Annotated in this window: 19 protein-coding genes; 10 read left to right on the top strand and 9 right to left on the bottom strand. The window is 66.3% G+C overall.

Annotation, left to right across the window (positions count from 1 at the left end):
* The first annotated feature begins 46 nt into the window (after positions 1 to 46).
* From AUL31_RS18280 to AUL31_RS18265, 4 genes are all read left to right on the top strand, one after another.
* On the top strand, positions 47 to 928 hold the full coding sequence (locus AUL31_RS18280) for a dihydrodipicolinate synthase family protein (protein ID WP_060609957.1): 882 nt from the start codon (positions 47 to 49) through the stop codon (positions 926 to 928).
* A gap of 63 nt (positions 929 to 991) precedes the next feature.
* On the top strand, positions 992 to 1,960 hold the full coding sequence (locus AUL31_RS18275) for a Bug family tripartite tricarboxylate transporter substrate binding protein (protein WP_073469474.1): 969 nt from the start codon (positions 992 to 994) through the stop codon (positions 1,958 to 1,960).
* A gap of 85 nt (positions 1,961 to 2,045) precedes the next feature.
* Entirely contained in the window at positions 2,046 to 2,522 is a 477-nt protein-coding gene (locus AUL31_RS18270) for a tripartite tricarboxylate transporter TctB family protein (RefSeq protein ID WP_082647013.1), read from the top strand.
* A complete protein-coding gene (locus AUL31_RS18265) occupies positions 2,522 to 4,027 on the top strand; it encodes a tripartite tricarboxylate transporter permease (RefSeq protein WP_060609948.1) in 1,506 nt (501 codons plus the stop codon). The genes AUL31_RS18270 and AUL31_RS18265 overlap by 1 nt, the downstream gene beginning before the upstream one ends.
* Here the strand turns inward: AUL31_RS18265 and AUL31_RS18260 are convergent.
* The 4 genes from AUL31_RS18260 to AUL31_RS18245 are packed head-to-tail and all read right to left on the bottom strand — an operon-like array spanning position 3,975 to position 8,796.
* Positions 3,975 to 5,462 (bottom strand): aldehyde dehydrogenase family protein, encoded by a 1,488-nt coding sequence (locus AUL31_RS18260; RefSeq protein WP_060609945.1) that lies wholly within the window; start codon positions 5,460 to 5,462, stop codon positions 3,975 to 3,977. The genes AUL31_RS18265 and AUL31_RS18260 overlap by 53 nt on opposite strands.
* Positions 5,459 to 6,739 (bottom strand): NAD(P)/FAD-dependent oxidoreductase, encoded by a 1,281-nt coding sequence (locus tag AUL31_RS18255; protein WP_060609942.1) that lies wholly within the window; start codon positions 6,737 to 6,739, stop codon positions 5,459 to 5,461. The genes AUL31_RS18260 and AUL31_RS18255 overlap by 4 nt, the downstream gene beginning before the upstream one ends.
* A 28-nt stretch (positions 6,740 to 6,767) precedes the next feature.
* The gene (locus tag AUL31_RS18250) at positions 6,768 to 7,913 is read right to left on the bottom strand and encodes an alanine racemase (protein ID WP_060609937.1); all 1,146 of its coding nucleotides are present in this window, start codon (positions 7,911 to 7,913) and stop codon (positions 6,768 to 6,770) included.
* A gap of 10 nt (positions 7,914 to 7,923) precedes the next feature.
* Positions 7,924 to 8,796 (bottom strand): GNAT family N-acetyltransferase, encoded by an 873-nt coding sequence (locus AUL31_RS18245; protein ID WP_060609934.1) that lies wholly within the window; start codon positions 8,794 to 8,796, stop codon positions 7,924 to 7,926.
* A gap of 270 nt (positions 8,797 to 9,066) precedes the next feature.
* Here AUL31_RS18245 and argE point away from each other — a divergent pair, with 270 nt between their 5' ends.
* The 6 genes from argE (at position 9,067) to AUL31_RS18215 (ending at position 15,547) form a co-directional block, all read left to right on the top strand.
* Positions 9,067 to 10,188, top strand: a complete 1,122-nt coding sequence (gene argE / locus AUL31_RS18240) for an acetylornithine deacetylase (protein WP_060609931.1) — start codon at positions 9,067 to 9,069, stop codon at positions 10,186 to 10,188.
* Positions 10,185 to 11,120, top strand: coding sequence for a 2-hydroxyacid dehydrogenase (locus AUL31_RS18235; protein WP_060609928.1), 936 nt, complete (start codon positions 10,185 to 10,187; stop codon positions 11,118 to 11,120). The genes argE and AUL31_RS18235 overlap by 4 nt, the downstream gene beginning before the upstream one ends.
* A 44-nt stretch (positions 11,121 to 11,164) precedes the next feature.
* Complete coding sequence (locus AUL31_RS18230) at positions 11,165 to 11,521, top strand: cupin domain-containing protein (protein WP_060609924.1); 357 nt, start codon at positions 11,165 to 11,167, stop codon at positions 11,519 to 11,521.
* A 58-nt stretch (positions 11,522 to 11,579) separates the two neighbouring features.
* Positions 11,580 to 12,623 (top strand): tartrate dehydrogenase, encoded by a 1,044-nt coding sequence (locus tag AUL31_RS18225; RefSeq protein WP_060609922.1) that lies wholly within the window; start codon positions 11,580 to 11,582, stop codon positions 12,621 to 12,623.
* 17 nt (positions 12,624 to 12,640) lie between these two features.
* Positions 12,641 to 14,104 (top strand): NAD-dependent succinate-semialdehyde dehydrogenase, encoded by a 1,464-nt coding sequence (locus tag AUL31_RS18220; RefSeq protein WP_060610204.1) that lies wholly within the window; start codon positions 12,641 to 12,643, stop codon positions 14,102 to 14,104.
* Between the two features lie 66 nt (positions 14,105 to 14,170).
* On the top strand, positions 14,171 to 15,547 hold the full coding sequence (locus AUL31_RS18215; RefSeq protein ID WP_060609919.1) for an aspartate aminotransferase family protein: 1,377 nt from the start codon (positions 14,171 to 14,173) through the stop codon (positions 15,545 to 15,547).
* Between the two features lie 41 nt (positions 15,548 to 15,588).
* Here AUL31_RS18215 and AUL31_RS18210 read toward each other — a convergent pair whose 3' ends face one another.
* From AUL31_RS18210 to AUL31_RS18190, 5 genes are all read right to left on the bottom strand, one after another.
* A complete protein-coding gene (locus AUL31_RS18210) occupies positions 15,589 to 16,464 on the bottom strand; it encodes a GNAT family N-acetyltransferase (RefSeq protein WP_060609915.1) in 876 nt (291 codons plus the stop codon).
* Between the two features lie 190 nt (positions 16,465 to 16,654).
* Entirely contained in the window at positions 16,655 to 17,989 is a 1,335-nt protein-coding gene (locus AUL31_RS18205) for an NAD(P)/FAD-dependent oxidoreductase (RefSeq protein ID WP_060609912.1), read from the bottom strand.
* 103 nt (positions 17,990 to 18,092) lie between these two features.
* Positions 18,093 to 18,974 (bottom strand): ABC transporter permease, encoded by an 882-nt coding sequence (locus tag AUL31_RS18200; protein ID WP_060609908.1) that lies wholly within the window; start codon positions 18,972 to 18,974, stop codon positions 18,093 to 18,095.
* A 39-nt stretch (positions 18,975 to 19,013) separates the two neighbouring features.
* Positions 19,014 to 19,964, bottom strand: coding sequence for an ABC transporter permease (locus tag AUL31_RS18195; RefSeq protein ID WP_060609905.1), 951 nt, complete (start codon positions 19,962 to 19,964; stop codon positions 19,014 to 19,016).
* A gap of 83 nt (positions 19,965 to 20,047) precedes the next feature.
* A complete protein-coding gene (locus AUL31_RS18190; protein ID WP_060609901.1) occupies positions 20,048 to 21,715 on the bottom strand; it encodes a peptide ABC transporter substrate-binding protein in 1,668 nt (555 codons plus the stop codon).
* Positions 21,716 to 21,742 lie beyond the last annotated feature (27 nt).

Raw genomic sequence — 21,742 nt, 5'->3', positions numbered from 1 at the left:
AAGATGTCCATTAATCAGACATAGTGTCCGATTTTAGAGGAAGACTATGTCCGAAGCTTTCTATGGTGTGATTCCCCCGACCACGACGCCCTTTAATGCAGAGGGCGATATCCAGTACGAGCTGATGAAGCCCCAGATCGACTGGATGGTCGAAGCCGGCGTCCATGGCGTTTGCGTCGGCGGCTCGTCCGCAGAGGGCCATACGCTCGACGCCGACGAATTGAACAAGCTTCTCGAGACATCGCAGGAAGCCCTTGGCGGACGGGTTCCGCTGATCGCCGGCATCATCATCAACTCGACCCGCCAGGCCGTCGAACGCTCGCGGCGGGCGCGGAAAGCCGGCGCCGTTGCCCTGCAGGTCACGCCGCCGCATTACGTTTTCCACCCGTCGGATGATGCGCTGGTCGATCATTTCCGGGCTATCTCGGAAGAAAGCGGGCTTCCCGTCCTGATCTATAACGTGGTCCCCTGGTGCTATCTTCGCCCAGCGCTGCTGCGGCGGATCATGCGCGAGGTTCCGGGTGTCATCGGTGTCAAGCAATCCAATGGTGACCTGAAGTTGACGGCCGATCTGCTGCTCGACCTGCCAGAGGGCAAGCTTGTCTTCACGGCCGTGGACGCGTTGCTCTATCCAAGCTTCGTCCTGGGCGTCCACGGGACCATCGCCGCCAACCCCGCGGCCGCGCCGAAAGCCGTCGTCAAGCTGTGGGATCTGGTCAAGGCGGGCGCCCATGACGAGGCCCGCACCCTCCATGCCGGCCTGCTCCGCTTCTGGAACGCGATCCTGACGGACGATCTGCCCGCAAACATCAAATATGCGCAGTCGCTGCAGGGCGTGCCATTTGCCTATCCGCGCGCGCCGATGCGCGCACCCGACGACGCGCGCAAGGCGCTGATCGCCGAGGCGCTCAAGGCCATACCGCACTGACAGTTCGGGCGCCTCCGCAACGGTGGGGGCGCCTTCGATTTACCGCACAAAGGGGAGGAAACCTTGAAGAGATCGATTGCCAGCATACTCGTTGCCGCCGGGCTCCTAGGAACGACGTCATCAATCGCCATGGCTGCGGACTGGCCCGAACGGCCGGTGCAACTTGTGGTCGTTGCGGGAGCCGGAGGCGGATCCGACTACACGTTCCGCCTGCTCGCCGCCGAACTGGAGGCGGCGCTCGGCCAGCCGTTTCCGGTGGTAAACCAGGCTCAGGCATCCGGGATCGTCGGCTATACGACCTACACGGCGGCAGCTCCGGACGGCTACGTCCTTGGCCAGCTTTCGCCGATCGCGCAGTTCACCCTTCTCGGTCAAGCGAACTTCACGCCCGAGAATTTTACCGCAATAGCGCAATTCAACGCGGATCCATCCGCGATCCACGTCTCGGCCAGCTCGGACTACCAGGATCTTGCGTCACTGGTCGCCGCGATCAAGGAAGACCCGGGAAGCCTCAACATCTCCTGCGGCGGCACCTGCAATGCCAGTTGGGACATCCCCTTCGTAGCCATGCTCCTTGGCGAAGGGGTCGACGTCACCAAGTTGAACCTCATCCCGGCACAAGGGTCGTCGGCTGCCCTCCAGGAACTGGCATCGGGCGGCATCGACGTCGTGCTCTGTTCCATTCCCGAGGCGACGGCGCTCAAGGATGCCGGGGTCGTCAAGACCCTCGCGGTGATGAGCGAGAAGCGCCTGCCTATCGATGACGCGGTTCCCACGGTCGAAGAGGCCATCGGAACGTCCTATGTCGGCGGCACATGGCGCGGTATCGCAGGGCCCGCAGGTATGGAGCCGGCGCTTGTCGAGCGGATCGAAGGCGCGGTGGAGAACGCTGTGCAGCAGGACAGGTTCATCAAGGGCATGGAGGATCGTGGCTTCGGGATCGCGTATCTCGATCATGCCGCATTCACCCAGTTCCTAACGGAACATTTCGACGAGACGCGAAAGGTCCTGGACGCGCTGTCGGGACGATAGGCAAGGATCTGTCGATCCTGAAACGCGGCTCCGTCGGTCGGTATCCGATGGGGCCGATCCTTTCCTCGAAACTCGAGCTGATCGCATGACTGATAGAATGCTCGGCGCGGGCTTTGCCGCCCTTGGCGTCGTCCTGCTGGTTATGTCAATACAATTGCCGGCCCCCATGGCGGCGACGCGGATCTCCTATGGACCCGGCTTCTTCCCGACGATCCTCAGCATCGTCATCGTCGTTGCCGGCGTGGTCATGTGCGCCCTGAACGCTCCGGAGCCGGCATACGAAGACGAGGACGATGACTCAGAATCCAGTGGCATGAGCTACTGGCGTCCCTGCGTCGTCGGGCTTGCGGCGATCGCCTACATCATGCTTGTCGGGATCGTCGGTTTCCCGGTCCTGGCGGCGATCATCCTGTTCATCCTTCTGAAAATGGGCAAGGTCGGCACCGGGCTGTCCGCACTCATCGCGCTCATCGGGGCTTTGGTCATCTACCTCATCTTCGCGCGACTGTTGCTCGTGCCGCTGCCGCTCGGGGTCATGTCGCCGCTGGGAGGTTACCTCTGATGAGCAACATCCTGGCCGGACTGGCCCTTCTTTTCGACCCCTTCGTGCTTCTGGTCATGCTGGCCAGCGCGACATTCGGCCTCTTCATGGGAGCGCTGCCGGGGCTGTCCGCCACCATGGCGGTTGCGCTCCTTGTACCCGTGACGTTCTACATGGACCCTGTTCCGGCCGTCGCGGCGATGGTTACCGCGTCCGCCATGGCGATGTTCGCCGGAGACATTCCCTCCGTCCTGTTGCGAATGCCCGGGACGCCGGCATCGGCGGCCTATACCAACGACGCCTTCGCCATGACCCGGAAGGGACAGGCGCACGTTGCCATGGGCATCTGTCTGTTGACGTCGGCCATCGGCGGTCTTTTCGGAGCCTTGATCCTGGCCACTCTGGCGCCCCCGCTGGCCCGGGTCGCACTGCGCTTTTCGTCCTACGAATATTTCTGGCTTTGCCTGCTTGGGCTGACGACAGCCGGATTCATGATCCAGTCTTCTCGTACACGGGGCGTCATATCTCTCGCTCTCGGCCTGTTGGTGGCCACCGTCGGGATCGATCCTGTCAGCGGCGTGCCGCGCTTCACCTTCGGCAGCACCGCGCTGATCGGCGGTCTGTCGCTGGTACCGGTCATGATCGGCCTCTTTGCCATTGCCGAAATCTTCCGGTTCTATGCGCGGCGCGTCCAACGGGCCAAGCTTGAACAGGTCGAGATCAAGGGCGTCTTCGAGGGGCAGGGGAAAATCCTCTGGGAAGAACGCCGGGCCATCGCGCAGGGCAATGTTCTTGGCACGCTTCTGGGTATCCTGCCCGGCGCCGGCGCCGATATCGCCGCATGGATTTCCTATTCGCTCGCCAAGCGCTTCTCGCGCAAGCCGCAGGAGTTCGGCCGTGGCTCGCGCGAGGGCCTTGCGGCGGCCGGCGCGGCCAACAATGCGGCGGTCAGCGGTGGGTTCATTCCCTCACTCGTCTTCGGTATCCCCGGTGACGCCATCGCCGCCATCATCATCGGCGTCCTCTTCATGAAGGGCATCAACCCTGGGCCGACGATCTTCCTGAACAACCCTTCCGTGGTCTATGCCATCTTCGGCATCTTCTTTTTGGCCAACCTTCTGATGATCCCGCTCGGCTGGGTAGCCATAAAGCTCAGCCGCCTGATGCTGTCCGTCCGGCTCGGCATTCTGATGCCAATCATCTTCGTCTTCTGCCTGGTCGGTGCCTTCGCCATGGAAAACACCGTCGCGGCCGTGGGTGTTGCCTTGGCTTTCGGGGTGGCCGGCTTCTTCATGGAAGCAAATCGCATACCCCTGGCGCCCTTCGTGCTCGGCATCGTGCTTGGTCCGCTGCTGGAGCAGAACTTCCTGACGTCGATGATGAAGTCACATGGCAATCCGCTTGCCTTCGTCGATCGGCCGATCGCCGGTGCGCTTGCGGTGTTGACCATCCTCATCTGGGTATGGCCGCTCATCAACCTGTGGCTTCGGAGGCGCAGTCCGGTTGCGGGTAGAAACCAAGGATAGCCTTGGTTTCGAGATATTCTTCCATACCCTCGCGTCCGTATTCGCGCCCGTTGCCAGAGCGCTTGTAACCGCCAAAGGGAGCCTGTGGGTCCCAGGCGGGCGCGTTGATGTGAACCTGCCCGGCGCGGATCTGCAAAGCGACCGCCCGCGCGGCGTCCAGGTTGCGCCCGTGGACATGTGCGCCGAGGCCGTAGACGGTGTCGTTGGCGATCTCGACCGCCTCCTCCACCGTGTCGTAGGGCATGATCGCAAGGACCGGGCCGAAGATCTCTTCCCGGGCGATGGCCATGTCGCGCCGCACTTCGGAGAAGACGGTCGGGCGGGCGAAGAGCCCGGCCGCAAGCCCCTCGGGCCGTCCCGTGCCGCCGGTCAACAGCTTCGCGCCCTCGGCGATGCCTGCCTCGATCATCGTCTGGATACGCTCGTACTGTGCCCGGTTGGCGATCGGCCCGTGCGTCACCGTCTCGTCGAGCGGCATTCCGACGATAAAGGACGAGGCGGTCTCTGCCGCCAGCGCCTCGACTTCGGCAAGGCGCGTCCGGGGGACGAGCATGCGCGTCGGTGCGCTGCAGGACTGGCCGAGATTGCGCATGCCTGCCGCCACGCCGAGGGGCACGCAATGCGCAAGGTCGGCGTCGGGCAGAACGATGTTGGGCGACTTGCCACCGAGTTCCTGCGCCACGCGCTTGACGGTGGGCGCGGCGGCCGTGGCGACCAGTACGCCTGCCCGGGTCGAGCCGGTGATGGAGACCATGTCCACCGCGTCGTGCGAGGCAAGCGCTTCGCCGACCACCGGCCCGGACCCATGGACGAGATTGAAGACGCCGGGCGGACAGCCGGCCTCTTCCATGATCTCGGCAAACAGGATCGCGCTGAGCGGCGACATTTCGCTTGGCTTCAGGACGACCGTGCAGCCGGCGGCAAGCGCCGGGCCGACCTTTGCGGTGATCTGGTAAAGCGGCCAGTTCCAGGGTGTGATCAGAGCGCAGACACCGATCGGCTCTTTGCAGATCGCCGTCGTGCCGCGCTGGGAGACGAAGGGAAATGTTGCAAGGTTGTCGCGCGCGACGCGGATGTGTTCGGCTGCCAGCGGCACCTGGGCCTGGCGGGCATAGGTGATCGCCGCGCCCATCTCGGCACTCAGCGCATAGGCAATCAGGTCGGCCCGCTCCAGCACCAGCGCATGGATGCGCGAAAGAAGGGCCGCGCGCTCGCTGGGCGTGGTGCGCGACCAGCCGGGAAACGCCCTGCGGGCAGCCTGCACGGCGTGATCGGTGTCGGAAATCGAGCCGAGCGGGATCTCGGCGATCACGGTTTCGGTGGCGGGGTCGACGACCTCGGCCCGCTCACGCCCCAGCGGCTTTACCCAGGCGCCATCGATGTAGAAGCGATCGAGATGGCCCGTCTGTGCCAGATGACGTACGGGATCGGTCATTGGAAGCGGTCCTTCATGCGGTAGTAGGCGCCGAGGACGGGCAAAAACCAGGGCTTGCCGAAATGACCGGGAATGGCGGGCCACCGGAAGTCCTTCCAGGGGTTCTTCTCCGCGTGCCCGCCCATGACATCGGCCATGATCGTGCCCATCAGCGTGGACATCTGCGTGCCGTGGCCGCTGTAGCCCATGGAGTAATAGATGCCGTTCCGCTCGCCGGCGCGGGGCAGCCGGTCGCGCGTCATGTCCACCATGCCGCCCCAGCAATAGTCGATGCGGGTGTCGCGCAGCTCCGGAAAGACGTCGTTCAGGGCGGCGTTCAGGATGGCGCCGCTCTTGGTGTCGGACGCGGGATTGGATACGGCGAACCGCGCCCGGCCACCGAAAAGAAGGCGGTTGTCGGGCGTGGTGCGGAAGTAGTTCACAAGGTTCTTGGTGTCGACGCAGTTGCGCCGGCGGGGCATGAGCCTGGAAAGAAGGTCCCGCGGCAGCGGCTCGGTGACGATGATGAAGGCGCCGACCGGCACGATGCGCCGCCGCACCCAGGAGAGCGGGCGCCCGACATGGGATATGCCGCTGGCCAGCAGCACCTGGGCGGCCCTGACACTGCCCTTCGACGTTTCCACGACATGGCCGCCGCCCGGCGCGGGCTTCAGGCCCGTCATCGGCGTGTGCTCGTGGATATCGACGCCGTGGCGGGCCGCCGCTTCCGCCAGCCCGCGCACGAAGCGGCCGATATGGATGGTGGCGCTCTTCCTGTAGATCAGGCCGCCATGATAGCGGTCCGTCCCGACTTCGGCGGCAAGGCCGGCGCGCGAGACCATCTCGGTGTCAGGGTCGACATTGGCTGCCAGCAGCTCCTGGGCGCGCGCCAGCTTGTCGTAGTGCTCCGGCTTGGCGGCCAGCTTCAACTTGCCGACGCGGGCGAAGTTGCAGTCGATGCGTTCCTCGGCGATCAGCTTCTCGACCATGTCGACGCCCGCGTCGAAGGCTCGGTAGAGCGTGTTGGCGGCCTCGCGTCCAAGCCGCTCGGACATCGCCCCGTAGTCTTGGGCGAAGCCGTTGTTGCACATGCCGCCGTTGCGGCCCGAGGCCGCGCTGCCGATGATGTCGGCTTCGAAAAGCACGACGCGGGCGCCTTTCCTGGCGAGCGCAAGAGCGGCAGACGAGCCGGTGAGCCCGCCGCCGATCACGGCGACGTCGTAGGTTCCCTCGACAGGCCCCGTGGCGCCGCCTGCAAAGGGCGTCGATGTATCCAGCCAGTAGGATGCGAGCTTCATGACATATCCGATCGCAGGAAGAAGGATATTACCAGCCGCGGATGCGCGGCCACTCGGCCGTCACCGAGCCATCCGGGCCCGCGACGACGTGATAGCGCTCGTGCTGGGAGCCGGTGGCGCAAGCATGGTTTGGCAGGATGCGCACCCTGGCGCCCACAGGCAGGTCGGGCAGCGTCGCATTCGAGCCGGAGCGGATGGCGAGCGTTCCATGCTCCTGGCTGGCGCCGACCACCACGAGATCGGGATAGAGGCGCCCCTGGAGGTCGCAGACGAGGCCGTAGCCCTGGTCGACGCGCTGGGCCGCCGTGCCCCGGTCGCGTGACAGGGCCATCCAGCCAGCGTCGATCATGATCCAGCCCTTTTCGGGCTTGGCGCCGATGACGGTGGCCAGGACCGAAAGCGCAAGATCGCTGGTCGAGCACACCCCGACGCCGTGCATCACCAGATCGAAGAACATGTAGACGCCGGCCCGCATTTCCGTGACGCCGTCGAGCGCCTGGGCGAAATGGGCGGTCGGCGTCGAACCGACGCTGACGATCGGGCAGTCGTGGCCGGCCGCGCGCAGGCGGGTGGCGGCATCCACCGCGACGGCCCGCTCGTTTTCGGCGGCGGCCTCCAGAGCTTGCGGCGTGTCGAGCGCATAGGACTCGCCCGCATGGGTGAGGACACCCGCAAGCGTAACGCCCGCCACCTTCATGGCGGAGGCCACGTCGAGGAGCTTGGGGTCGTCGACCCGCAGACCGCCGCGGTGGCCGTCGCAGTCGATCTCGATGAAGGCGCTCGGGCTTACGCCGGCGGCGCGGCCCGCCTTACCGAGGATCTGCGCCTGTGCAACCGTGTCGAGCAGCACCTTGATGTCGACGCCGTCCCTGCGCAGCCGCGCGGCGCGCGCGGCCGTGTGGGGCGCGATGCCGACGGCGTAGGTCATGTCGACAAAGCCGTGCGCCGCGAAGTAGTCGGCTTCGGCAAGGGTGGAGACGGTGATCGGACCCGGCCCGTTCCGGAAGGCGCGCCGCGCGACGTCGATCGATTTGGCCGTCTTCATGTGCGGGCGAAGCGTTATGCCAAACCCGTCCATGCGCCTGGCAAGGCGGTCGAGATTGCGGTCGAGGCGCTCCGTGTCCAGGATAAGCGCGGGCGTCGGCAGATCGGCGAGATGGGAGGCGTGCGACATACCGGGCGTCCTAGTTGAGCGACTGGTTGGACAGGGCGAAGACGCGGGCCGGTCCCGTCGGCGGCATCTGGCCCAGAACCATGACCAGCGCGTCGCTCACCTGAAGCAAGCCAATCTCCGCGAGCCAGGGGGAAAGACCCGTTTCCACGTCCGTGTCGATGCGCACGAAGCGCCCTTGCAGCCGCGACAGGGCCACCTCGATCAGAAGGCGCGCGTCGTGTGGCGTCGGCGCGACGACCGGCCCGACGACATGGCCGCGGCCCCAGACACGGGACACCGCATAGCCCGCGACCTCGCCATCGCGCAGAAGCACGTCTGCCTCGCCGACATCCAGAAGGCGCTCCAGAAGCGGCCGGCGTTCGAAGCCCGTCGCCTCCCGGTCGCGACGAAGCATCGCGTCGAAATCCTCCGGCACCATCGGGCGCACGATGTCCGCCGTCGAGGCGGCTTTAAAGGTTGCAGGCACGACGCCCTGGTGCTGGTGGATCGTGCCGACCGGACGGAAGCCGCGCCGCAGATACAGGGCCTGGCCTTCGGGCGTCGCGTTCAGAAGGATGGTGCGCGGGCCGGCTGCCGCCAGCAGCGCGTCCATGAGCCTGGCGCCGTATCCGCGCCCCTGCACCGCGTCCGCCACGATGATCATGCCGATCGTCGCGCAGGTGTCGCCATAGGGAAACCAGGCAGCCGTTCCGAGGACTTCGCCCTGCCGCTCCAGCACAAAGCCCTGGCCAAGCTCGATGGCGAAGGCCCAATCATCGAGGCGGTAGGGCCAGCGAAGGTCGAGTGAGAGCTTGTGGGCGCCCGGCAGGTGGCGAGCGGAGAAGGGAACCATCGCGACCTCGTCGCCCGCCTGGTCGCGATTCTGAATGGCAGCCGTTTCCATGAGGCGTTACCGCTTTTCTGCTGGCTTTTCGAGCGGGGCGGCAAAGGCGCTGCCCCGTTGCATTAAGGGAAGGGAGCCGTGGTTTCCTCCCGCCTGCGGGCGGGCTCCGCACCCCTGGTTCTTCATGCCGTAGGGTGATCCGGGAGAGGCCGAAGGTTCTACCGCAGATCGGGTGCTTTTCGGTATCATCTTCCGAAGTTGCCGGATCTACGGCACGAACGGCGGGTTCGTTTCCTTACTCTCAGCGCCATTCGCAACGGAGGCGCCGACATGGTCGAGGACATCCTGGCAAGGCTGGTTGCCTTTCCGTCCGTCGTCGGCACGCCCAATACGCCTATCGTGGACTGGATCGCCGACTACTGCCGCTCGCATGGCGCTGCCGTCCGCGTGCTGCCCGGCCCCGAGGGCGACCGCGCCAACCTGTTCGCGACCATCGGTCCGGCCGATCTGCCGGGCTATGTCCTGTCCGGCCATACCGACGTGGTGCCCGCAGGCGAAGACGGCTGGAGCGCCGATCCCTTCATTCTGCGGCCGGACGGCGATCGCCTCTACGGGCGCGGCACCACCGACATGAAAGGCTTTCTCGCCTGCGCGCTTGCCGCGCTTCCTGTCCTGGCCGCCACGGCACTGGAGCGCCCTCTCCATCTGGCCTTCTCCTATGACGAGGAAGCGGGCTGCCGGGGCGTCCCGCACATGATCGCCGAACTGCCCCGTCTCTGCGCCCCGCCGCTCGGCGTCATCGTCGGCGAGCCGAGCGGCCTTCAGGCTGTCCTGGCCCATAAGGGCAAGGCAGCGGCACGGCTGGAGGTAGAAGGGCGTTCGGGCCATTCCTCGCGGCCCGACCAGGGGCTCAACGCAGTCCATGCGATGGTCGAGGTGTTGGGCGAAGCCGTGGCCCATGGACGCGCCTTGGAAGGCGGGCCGTTCGATACCCGCTTCGCGCCACCCTACTCGACGCTTCAGGTGGGCGTCGTGTCCGGCGGCCGGGCACTGAACGTGATCCCGGACCGCTGCACGGCCGAGATCGAGGTCCGCGCCATCGCCGGGGTAGACCCTCGCGGGGGCCTGGAGCCCGTGCGTGCGCGCCTGGTGGCGCTTGAGGCAAGGGGCTTCGTGGCCCGCTGGGACGAACTCGCCGCCTATCCCGCGTTGGCGCTATCGCACGACAGCGCGCTGGCGGCGCTGATGACCGGGCTGACCGGCCGGCCCCCGTGCGAGGCGGTGAGCTATGGTACGGAGGCGGGCCTGTTCCAGGCGGCGGGCCATGACGCCGTCATCTGCGGGCCGGGCGATATCGCCCGCGCCCACCGGCCCGATGAATACATTACGCGCGGCGAGCTGGACGAATGTCTCGGGCTGATCCTCGCGCTTGGAGAAAGGCTCCGCGGATGACCGACCGGCCCGTATTCCTGTTCAACTCGACCGCCGAGCGCGCGGCCGTGTTCGGCCCAGCCTTCGCCGCGGACATGCCCGATGTCGACTTCGCGACGGATGCCGCCGCCGTCCGGCCGGACGACGTGCGCTACCTCATCACCTGGACGCTCCCGGCGGACCTTGCCCGCTACCGGAACCTGGAGGTCGTCTTTTCCATAGGCGCCGGTGTCGACCAGTTCGATACGGCCGGCCTGCCGGCGCATGTCGCACTGGTGCGGATGGTCGAGGACGGCATCATCCGCATGATGCAGGAATATGTCACGATGGCCGTACTGGCGCTGCACCGCGACCTTCCTGCCTATCTCGGCCAGCAGCGCGAGGAGCTCTGGAGTGCCTTGCCATCTCGGCAGGCGAGCGGGCGTCGCATCGGGTTTCTGGGGCAGGGGATGCTGGCCCAGGCGGCGATGGAACGGCTGATGCCATTCGGCTTTCCGCTCGCCGGCTGGAGCCGCTCGCCGCGCGCGGTTGCCGGCGTCGAAAGCTTCCACGGCCCCGACCAGCTCCCGGATTTCCTGGCGCGCACCGACATCCTCGTCTGCCTCCTGCCGCTGACGGACGATACGCGCGGCTTCCTGAACGGTCAGCTCTTCGCCCGCCTGCCGCGCGGGGCGGCGCTGGTCCATACAGGGCGCGGTCCGCAACTCGACGCTCAGGCGCTCGTGTCCGCGCTGGACGACGGACAGCTTTCTGCGGCCATCCTCGACGTCACCGACCCCGAACCATTGCCCGCCGGCCACCCGCTCTGGCGTCACCCGAAGGTGCTGATCACCCCGCACGTGGCGAGCGTGACCCAGGCCGACACGGCCGCCCGCGCCGTGATCGACAATCTTCGACGCCATCGCGATGGCCGGCCCATGGTCGGCCTCGTCGACCGCGCCCGCGGCTACTGACACGCGCCGAGCGTCAGACCACCCTCAACCTCAGGAGACCACCCATGTCGCTTATCGTTCCGATCGATACCAACCCCTCCTTCGAGCCGAAGCCCGGCGTGCCGCTTCCCGAGCGGCTGATCTCGGGCTCCCCGACCTTCAAGACCTGGGCGCAGGACGATTCCAACGGCGAGGCGATCAAGACAGGCGTGTGGGAAGCGACGCCCGGCGAGACCCATTCGATCAAGGGCACGACCTTCGAGTTCTGCCACCTTCTCGCCGGCCACGTCGAAATCGAGGAAAAGGACGGGCCGACCTACACCTTCAGGGCGGGCGACAGCTTCGTGATGAAGCCGGGCTTCGTCGGAATCTGGCGCACGATCGAGACGGTTCGCAAGATTTACGTCTGCGTCTACGCCTGACGGTCCGGGCAAGCGCGCGCCATCGCGCGCTGCTGCCGCCCACCGCGTGAGGACATTCATGAAGACCTTCTCTATCGCGCTCATTCCCGGCGATGGCATCGGCACGGCGGTCATCGACGCCGCCTGGGACGTGCTCCAGCGCGCCGCCTCGCGTCACGGCTTCACGCTCAGGGCTACGCGGTTTCCCTGGTCCTGCGCGTTCTATCGGCAGACTGGCGCGATGATGCCGGCGGACGGCATCGAGACGCTGCGCCCCTTCGACGCGATTTTCCTGGGTGCGGTCGGCTGGCCGGCCGAGGTGCCCGACTCCGTCTCGCTGCACGGGCTTCTGCTGCCGATCCGCAAGGCTTTCAGGCAGTACGCCAACATCCGCCCGCACCGACTTCTTCCGGGCGTCGAGGGGCCGCTGCGTACGACGAATTTCGACATACTGTGCATCCGCGAGAACACCGAGGGTGAGTATTCCGGTGCCGGCGGGCGCGTTCATGTCGGCACGCCCGACGAGGTGGCGGTAGAGACCTCGATCTTTACCCGCACCGGGGTCGAGCGCATCCTGCGTTTCGGCTTCGAACAGGCCAGGGCACGGCGCGGCAAGCTGGCATCGGTGACCAAGTCAAACGCCCAGAAGCACTCGATGGTGTTCTGGGACGAGATGACGAGGCTCGTGGCCAGGGACTATCCGGACGTCGAGGCAACATCCTACCACATCGACGCCATGGCCGCGCGCATGGTGATGGCACCCGAAAGCCTCGACGTGGTCGTCGCCTCCAACCTCTTCGGCGACATCCTCACCGACCTCGGCGCGGCGATCCAGGGGGGGCTCGGCTTCGCGGCCTCGGCCAACATCAACCCCGACCGCAGCGCCCCCTCGATGTTCGAGCCGGTGCACGGCTCGGCGCCCGACATCGCGCATCTGGGCATCGCCAACCCAATCGCCGCGGTCTGGTCCGGGGCGATGATGCTGGAGCACCTGGGCGAGCGGGAGGCCGCCGCCAGTGTCGTGGAAGCGGTCGAGGCGGCCACCGCCCGGGGCATCGGCACACGGCCGGGACAGGACAGGACAGACACGATCACCAAGGCCGTCCTCGACGCCCTGGCATGATGGAAGGAGAAGCGACCATGCAGCTTACCGACAAGGACCTCTTGCGTTTCCAGGGCTTTATCGACGGGCGCTGGCAGGACGCGCGCTCCGGCGCGACGATCGAGGTGGTCGACCCTGCCGTCCAGAGCGCCATCGGCACTGTGCCCGACATGGGAGAGGCGGAAACGCTGGCCGCGATCGAGGCGGCGGAGCGCGCTTTCAAACTTTGGAAGCGCCGCACCCACGCCGAGCGCGCCGCGCTTCTCGACACGTGGTTTGCGCTCATGGTCGAGCATGAGGAAGACCTGGCCCGCATCCTGACCTGGGAACAGGGCAAGCCGCTCGGCGAGGCGCAGGGAGAGATCCGCTACGGCGCCAGCTTCGTCAAATGGTTCGCGGAGGAGGCGCGGCGCATCAACGGGGCGACGATCCCTTCGCCGACGCCCGACCGGCGCATCGTCGTCCTCAAGGAGGCTGTCGGCGTTTGCGGCATTATCACGCCGTGGAACTTCCCGACCGCGATGATCACGCGGAAGGTTGCCCCGGCGCTGGCTGCCGGCTGCACCGTCGTCATCAAGCCTTCGGAATTCACGCCCTATTCCGCACTTGCCCTCGGGGTGCTGGCCGAGCGGGCGGGCATTCCGGCCGGCGTCATCAACATCGTCACCGGCATGCCGGCGGGCATCGGCAAGGCCCTCATGGAAAGCGAGGCTGTCCGCAAGATCTCGTTCACGGGATCGACCCGCGTCGGTGCGCTTCTGATGCGGGGTGCGGCCGACCAGATCAAGCGCCTCAGCCTGGAACTCGGCGGCAACGCCCCCTTCATCGTGTTCGACGATGCCGATCTCGATCTTGCGATCGAGGGCGTCATGACCTCCAAGTTCCGCAACGGCGGGCAGACCTGCGTCTGCGCCAATCGCATCCTCGTGCAGTCGGGCATCTACGATGCTTTCGCCGAAAAGCTGGCAGCCCGCGTGCGGGCGCTGACGGTCGGGCCGGGGACGCAGGAGGGGGTCTCCATCGGCCCGATGATCAACATGGCGGCAATCGAGAAGATCGACCGCCATGTGGCGGACGCGAAAGCCAAGGGCGGCCGGATCCTGGCCGAAGGCGCCAATCTGGCAGAGGGCGCGCAATATGCCCGGCCCGTCGTGATCGGCGAGGCGACCACCGACATGCTGCTGGCCTCGGAGGAGACATTCGGACCGGTCGCTCCGCTGTTCCGCTTCGAGCGGGAAGAAGAGGCCATCGCCATCGCCAACGGCACACCCTTCGGCCTGGCCGCCTATTTCTTCACCGAAGGGCTGTCGCGCGCCTGGCGCGTCGGCGAGGCGCTGGAGTTCGGCATGGTCGGCCTCAATACCGGCCTGATCTCGACCGAGGTCGCCCCGTTCGGCGGGGTCAAGCAGTCGGGCCTCGGACGCGAAGGGTCGCATCTCGGGATCGAGGAATATCTGGAAGTGAAAACCCTCCACATGGGCGGCATCCGCCAGAGCGCTTGAGGGCGCCTCACGCATCGACGGCCCGGCCAGCACGCTACGGCGCCTGCCCGGTCAAAGGAGTTTGACATGCTGCTAAATTCGCTGGTCGAACTCGACCGCGCCCATCTTATCCATCCGGTCGCCTCGTACCGCGGGCACGAGAAGGCCGGCGTCAGGGTGCTCGCATCCGGCAAGGGGGCGCGCGTCCGCGACGCAGCCGGCCACGAACTGGTCGACGGCTTCGCGGGCCTCTGGTGCGTCAATGCCGGCTACGGGCAGGACAGGATCATCGAGGCCGCCGCGCGTCAGCTACGCGAGCTGCCTTATGCGACGGGCTACTTCGGACTGGGCTCGGAGCCGGCGATCCGGCTCGCTTCGGAGCTGGCCGACCGCGCGCCGGGCGATCTCAACCACGTCTACTTCACGCTCGGCGGCTCCGACGCGGTCGATTCCACCGTGCGGTTCATCCGCTACTACCACCATTCGCTCGGCAAGCCGGAAAAGGATCAGTTCATCTCGGTGATGAGCGGTTACCACGGTTCCTCGACGGTCGGCGCGGGCCTGACGGCGCTGCCCGTCTTCCACGCCGGTTTCGGCCTGCCCTTCGATTGGCAACACACGATCCCGACGCACTACAGCTACCGCAACCCGGTTGGCACCGAGGCGCGGGCGATCATCGACGCCTCTGTGGCGGCGCTGCGGGCCAAGGTCGAGGAACTCGGCGCGGAGCGGGTCGCCGCCTTCTACGTCGAGCCGATCCAGGGCTCGGGCGGGGTGCTCGTGCCGCCCAACGGGTGGGTCAAGGCCATGCGCGACACCTGCCGCGAGCTCGACATACTGTTCGTCGCCGATGAGGTGATCACGGGCTTCGGACGCACCGGCCCGCTCTTCGCCTGCGAGGAGGAGGGCGTGGTGCCCGATCTCATGACGGTGGCCAAGGGCTTGACCTCCGGCTACTCTCCGATGGGCGCGGTGTTCCTGTCGGATAAGGTCTACAATACGATTGCGGACGGAGCAGGAGCCGCGGCCGTCGGCCATGGCTACACCTATTCCGCCCACCCGGTCAGTGCGGCCGTCGGCCTCGCCTGCCTCGAACTTTATGAGGACGGCCTCCTGGACAATGGCCGCCGGGCGGGACAGCGGCTGATGTTGGGGCTTCGTAGTCTTGCCGATCATCCGCTGGTCGGCGAGGTTCGCGGCCGGGGCATGCTGGCGGCGGTGGAACTCGTCACCGACAAGGAGCGCAAGACGCCACTTCCGGCCACCGCCGAGCCGGCGCGCCGCATTTTCGACCGCGCCTGGGACAACGGCCTCGTCGTGCGCGCCTTCCCGACCGGTATCCTCGGCTACGCCCCGCCGCTCTGCTGCACGGACGACGACATCGACGCCATCGTCGAGCGGACCCGCGCCACGCTGGACCAGACGCTCGACGATCCGGACGTGCGCGCCGCCATGCGCGATTGACGGCAGGATAAGGCGAAGCGGCGAGGCCGCATCGCCTTTCCTCAGTTCAGAGCGTGGCCCGCAAGGCCGAAAATAATTGGCTGGCCGGCTTCGGACGTCAGAACGCGGCGGCCCTTCGACATGGTGGTGACGGTCTCGATGGCCGACAACCCGCTGCGGCGCAGGAAATCGGCAAACGGGCCCTCGGAGCGTGTATCGACGCGCACGTGGCGGCCGCCAAGTCCATCCATGTGCGCGGCCGCCAGATGGATGGCGTCGTTTTCGCTGACTGCCACAATCGGTCCGATCACATGACCCCGCCCAAACGCCCGGCACATCGAATAGCCGACGATAGCGCCGGCGCGCCGCAGCACGTGGATCGTGGCGGTTTCAGCCAGTGCCGCCAGATGCGCCATGCGGTCGGCGCCGAAGGCCTGCGTGTCGAGGGCAGCGATTTCGGCCAGTGCATGCGGCGCAAGCGCGTCGATCTTGCCTTCCAGTTCAAGCCGCGCGGCCGGCATGGCCGGCATCTGCCCTTGATACAGATGGACCGTTCCTTCGGTGACGAAGCCGAGCGAATGGTAGAGGAGGTAGGCGGGCTTGGTCGCGTTCAGGCTGAGGTTGCGCGACCCGCATTGCGTAAGCACGTGATCCATCAGCCAGCGCCCATTGCCCTGCGCCTGGAGGCGCGGCGTCGTGATGACCAGGCCGATCGTGGCGAAGTCCTCGCCGTGTGGAAACCACATCGCGCTGCCGAACACCCGCCCGATGCCGTCCACGGCGACGATCCCCTTGCCGATCCGCCGCAGGAACTCCCAGTCCTTCGGACGATGCGACCAGCCGACGCTGAGCGACAGCGCGTGCAGGAGGCCCACGTCGACACCGGCGATGTCCTGCACGAAGAGTTCGAAGGACTTCAGGTGCACCGATTCTTGCATCGAGAGGAATCCTTCTCGCCCGCAGGTCTGCTCGTGGGACCGATCTTCGGCATCGAATTTCCGGACGGTTCCCGAAGCCGTCCGCGCCTTGCGTACGCTCCGGCAAAGGGGCACCATCCGATACCATTTGTGGCCTGTTGGCCGCAACGGTGCCGCGCGGGACACCTGGTGCATCGCGATGCGCGCTGCATCACATCATGTCCGGCCGCTTGATGGCCGAGCCGTCGGTGAAGCGGTTCACCCGATAGGCATCGATTTCGACGAACGGCGTGTCGTTGGTCGCAAGCTCGCTCGCCAACCGTCCGGCGCCGGGCCCGAGCGCGAAGCCATGGCCGCTGAACCCGGTAGCAACCGTCAGGCCGCGGATTTCGGATGGATTGCCGACGACGGGTACCAGGTCGGGCGACGTGTCGATCAGACCCGCCCAGGCCCCCGCAACGCCGATGCCCTTGAAGATGGGAAAGTCGGCGACGAGCGCACGAATGGCCTCGTCCACCAGATCCTGCTGCGGCGCCGGGTCCATGATGCGGATCTTTTCGAAGGGCGAAATCTTGTCGAAGTCCCAGCTGCCCCACGCGTCGGGGCCGTTGAAGAACCGACTGCTGAGCTTGTATTTGAGCTTCTTGGCAATCTTGGCTTTCATCATCTCGCGGAACTTGGCGGCGTAGCGGATGCCCTGCGGCGCAAGGTTGACCACGCCGTGCCCCGGCACCGAGATCGTGTAGCCGCCGTCCAGGCGTCGGCGCAGCGCATAGCCCGCGCCCGTCACGCAGCCCGCCTCGACGACTTCCGGCGCCGGCGTGGTGCGCAGGGCGGTCCCCTCGATATTGGCGACGGGCAGGTCGATGCCGTGGCGGCGCAGGAAGCGAGAGCTCCACGCGCCGCCTGCCAGGACCGCCGCATCGCAGCGGATCAGGCCACGCTCTGTCCAGACCCCCTGCACCTCTCCATTGGCGATGTCGAGACCGCGGACCGCGCAGTTCTGATAGAGGAAGGCGCCGAGCGCCTGAGCCCCTGCTGCTATGGCCGGTGCGGCCATGCCGGGCTCGGCGCGCCCGTCGGTCGGCGACCATAGCCCGCCCGCCCAACGCGTGGTGCTGCCCTTCATGCGCTCCTGCGCCTGCGCCTGGGTCAGGCTCTCGTTCCTGAAGCCCATGGCCCGTGCCTTGGCGTTCCAGGCCTCCCAGCGCGCCAGCTCGGCAGGGTCCCTGGTGACGTACAGGCAGCCGCTGCGGCGGAAGCCGAGGTCGGCGCCGATCTCCTCGTCGAGTTCGCCCCAGCGCCGCATGCTGTACATGGCGAGCGGCAGTTCGTGCAGGTCGCGGTTCTGCGCGCGCACCCAGCCCCAGTTGCGACCCGACTGCTCGCCAGCCACGATGCCCTTCTCGATCAGGGCGACGGACAAGCCCTTGCGCGCCAGCTCGTAGGCCGTGGAAGAGCCGACGATGCCGGCGCCGATCACGACGACGTCGACCTTCTCGACAAGGTCGGGGCTGTCCTTCAGGCGGTTCACGACGATGCGCATGGGAATGTGTCTTTCGGCTGTGGGTGTCGCGGTGGCGACCGACTTGCGGGGGATGGGATGGCGCGATGCTGCCGCCGCGCGCCATGCTTTGGTTCGTGGTGTCCTACTTGTGGTCGCCACGCACGTCGAAGGCGTCGCGCAGGCCGTCGCCGATGAAGTTGAAGCTCGCGACCGCGATGGTGATGGCCGCACCCGGGATGATGGCAAGCCAGGGCGCGCTGCCGAGATATTGCTGCGCGCCGTTCAGCATGTTGCCCCAGGAGGGCAGGGGCGGCTGGATGCCGTAGCCCAGGAAGCTGATATAGGCCTCCATCAGGATGGCGCGCGCGACGGTCAGCGTTGCCGCCACGATGATCGGGCCGATGGCGTTTGGCAGAATCTCCCGGAACATGATGTGCGCGCCGCTGAGGCCCAGCATCCGCCCCGCCTGGACAAACTCGCGCTCGCGCAGCGAGCGCACTTCCGTCTCGACGATGCGCGCCACTTCCATCCAGCTCGTGAGAGCGATGACGACCGTGATCATCATGGCGCTGGGTTTCAGCGCGGCGGCCAGCGCCAGTACGAGGAAGATGGAGGGGAAGGACAGGAACCCGTCCACGGTGCGCATCAGGATCGTGCCGACCCAGCCGCCGCGATAGCCGGCGATGACGCCGACCAGCGTTCCGATGATCGTGGACAGAAGCATGGCCGAGAAGCCGACGGAAAGCGAAATACGCCCGGCTTCCAGAAGGCGCGCGGCGATGTCTCGCCCGAGCGGGTCCGTGCCGAGATAGTGCTGGCCGGTGAAGGGCGGCGCGAAGCGCGCGCGCAGGTCGATGTTGAGCGATGTGTAGGGCAGGAGATGCGGGCCGAACACGCAGGCCAGCACCAGAACCGTGATCATCGCTACCCCGAACAAGGCGAGGTTGTTGCACATGAAGCGGTGCATTGTGCGGCTGTTCCACCAGCGCTCACGCCGGGCGGGGGAAGCAGTGACGGTGGTCATGGTGGCTGACTCCCTGTCTCGGGCGATGGATGACATGGCTCAGGCCAGACGAATGCGGGGATCGATGAAGGCGACGGCGATGTCGGCCAGGAGGTTGCTCACGATCACGAGGATCGCCGAGAACATCAGAAGGCCCATCACCACCGGGTAGTCGCTGTAGCCGAGGCTATCCAGGAAAAGGCGCCCCATGCCCGGCCAGGTGAACACCGTTTCGGTCACGAGTGCGCCGGTCAGGACGCTGGGCAACTGGATGCCGGCAAGCGTCACCATGGGCAGGAGGGCGTTGCCGACGACGTGCTTCATCAGGATGCGCCGCTCGGACAGGCCCTTGGCGCGCGCTGTCTTGACGAAGTCCTGGTTGATGACATCGAGCGTCGCCGAGCGCATGTAGCGGCTCCAGACGGCGACATGCACGAGGGCCAGCACGATGCTGGGCAGGATGAGGTGGTGGAGATAGTCGAGGACCGTTTCGTCGCCGACCGTGTACATGTTGCCGGCCGGGAGCCAGCCGAGCTTCAAAGAGAAAACGTAGATGCCGACGAGGCCGAACCAGAATGTCGGGATCGACAGTGCCACCATCGCGCCGACGGTGGATACGTAATCGAACGTCGAGCCGCGGTGCGTTGCGCTGCGGATGCCGATCCATGCGCCGACAGCCACCGCGATGACCGTGGATGAGCCCATCAGCAGAAACGTTGCCCAAAGGTGGCGCGCTATGACCTCCAGAACCGGGTTCCCGTCCCGGAACGAGTGGCCCCAGTCGCCCTGCAGAAGCCGCCAGGCCCAGTCGAAATACTGGACATAAAGCGGCCGGTCCAATCCGAGCTGGGCGGACAGACGTGCGATGTCCTCCTGCGTCATGCTGGAGTCGAGCCCGAACTGGGCCAGGGGGCCGCCGGGCAGAAGGTTGAGCACGAAGAAGCCGATCACCGATACGATGACAAGCAGGACGAGGCTCTGCAGAAGCCGTTTGAGTAGGAAGCCGTGCATTCAGCTTTCGCCCCTTGATGACGGTGCCGCGGGAGAACCCCTCCGCCGATGTCCGGCGGAGGGGAGTGGGGAATGGCTTAGGCTCAGTCCTTCCAGTACCAGGCGGCGGCGTGCGAGGAGGCCGTGCGCGTGTTGGAATTGAAGACGAAGCCCTCCAGCCCGGCCTTGCGGCCCAGGACGTTGGTGTAGGCGAAGAGCGGCATGAACGGCAGGTCCTCGCGGACGATCTGCTGCACCTCGGTATAAACCGCCTTGCGCTCCTCGATGTCGAAACTGCTGCGGCCCTTCTCGAGGAGTTCGTCCACCTTCGGGTTGGCGTACTGCATCACGTTCGACCCCTTGCCGCCCTTGGCGAGGCTGGAGGTGGAGGCGAAACGGTTGGTGACGTCCGGGTCGGAGGCGATCAGGAAGACGACGCCGGAAATGCCGGTATCGAACTGGGACCGGGTCCAGAAGTCGCCCCACATGACGGCCGCCGGCAGGTTGGAGATCGTCATCTCTACGCCGATTTCGCGGTAGACCTGCTGGATGTACTGCTGCACCTGCTCGCGAAGGTGGTTGCCCGCGGTCGTGGAGTTGGCAAAGGACAGGCGTACGCCGTCCTTGGCGCGGATGCCGTCCGCTCCGGGAACCCAGCCGGCGTCGTCGAGCATCTTGCGCGCGCCTTCGAGGTCGAATTCCTGAACCGGCAGGTTGGCGTCATAATAGGGAGAGCGCGGCGGCATGAAGCTCTCGGTGACCGTGCCGACGCCATAGTAGATGCTGTCGATGATCGCCTTGCGGTCGAGCGCGGCATAGAGCGCCTTGCGGACCGCCGGATCCTTGAACTGCGGCCGCTCGAGGTTGAAGAAGATGCCCTCGATCGACGAGCTGGATTCCAGCGATACGACACGATCCGGAAGGGTCTTGGCTTCCTCGTAGTGGTCCGCGGTGATGTAGGCCTGATCCACCAGATCGATGTCGCCGCTCTGGAACTGGGTGTAGAGCACCGTCATGTCGGGGATATACTTGAAAATGAGCTGCTCGATGAACGGGCCTTCGCCGAAATAGTCCTCGTTGGCGACGAGTTCGATGCGGTCGCCGGCCACGCGCTGGCTCCATTTGAACGCACCTGTCCCGACCGGAGCCTGGTTGAAGGGCGCCGCGTTCGGGTCTTCTGCCTGTTCCAGGATGTGCCTGGGCACGATGAAGGTCTCGGCGAGGAAGGCGAGATAGGGCGCGAAGGGGCTCTCCATGCGCCAGGTGATCTCCGTCGGAGAGACCACCGTAAGGTCGCGCACCAGGGCGTGGCCGCCCGTGCGCCAGGCGCGGAACTTCGGATCGACGATCAGTTCGAGCGTGTACTTGACGTCCTCGGCCGTGAAGGGCGTGCCGTCGTGCCACTTGACGTCGTCGCGCAGACGGACGCGCCAGGACAGGCCGTCGGCCGAAATGCCGCCATTCTCGGTCGTCGGCACCTCGGCGGCAAGATTGGGTTGGATCTGGCCCTGCGGGTCGATGCGGAACAGTGCATCGAAAACCGAGAAAGCCACCGCGTCGTCGACCTCGTTATGGACCATCAGCGGGTTGAAGACGGTCGGCTCCTGCGACATGCCGACCACGATGCGGCCCTTGGGCGCCGCGCCGTCCTGCGCGAAGGCGACGCCCGCCCCGAATTGGGGAGCGACGAAGGTGGCAAGTCCGCCTGCCGCCATGAGGCGAAGGGCGTCGCGGCGCGAAAGGCCGGACTTGGGGATGGTCGTATCCGTCATGACGTCGTCTCCATTTCAGTGTCGGGT

It is taken from the genome of Aureimonas altamirensis, from assembly GCF_001463885.1.
Lineage (GTDB): Bacteria > Pseudomonadota > Alphaproteobacteria > Rhizobiales > Rhizobiaceae > Aureimonas > Aureimonas altamirensis.
The sequence above is the reverse complement of the archived record's forward strand: the minus strand, read 5'-3'. Positions and strand labels throughout refer to the sequence as shown.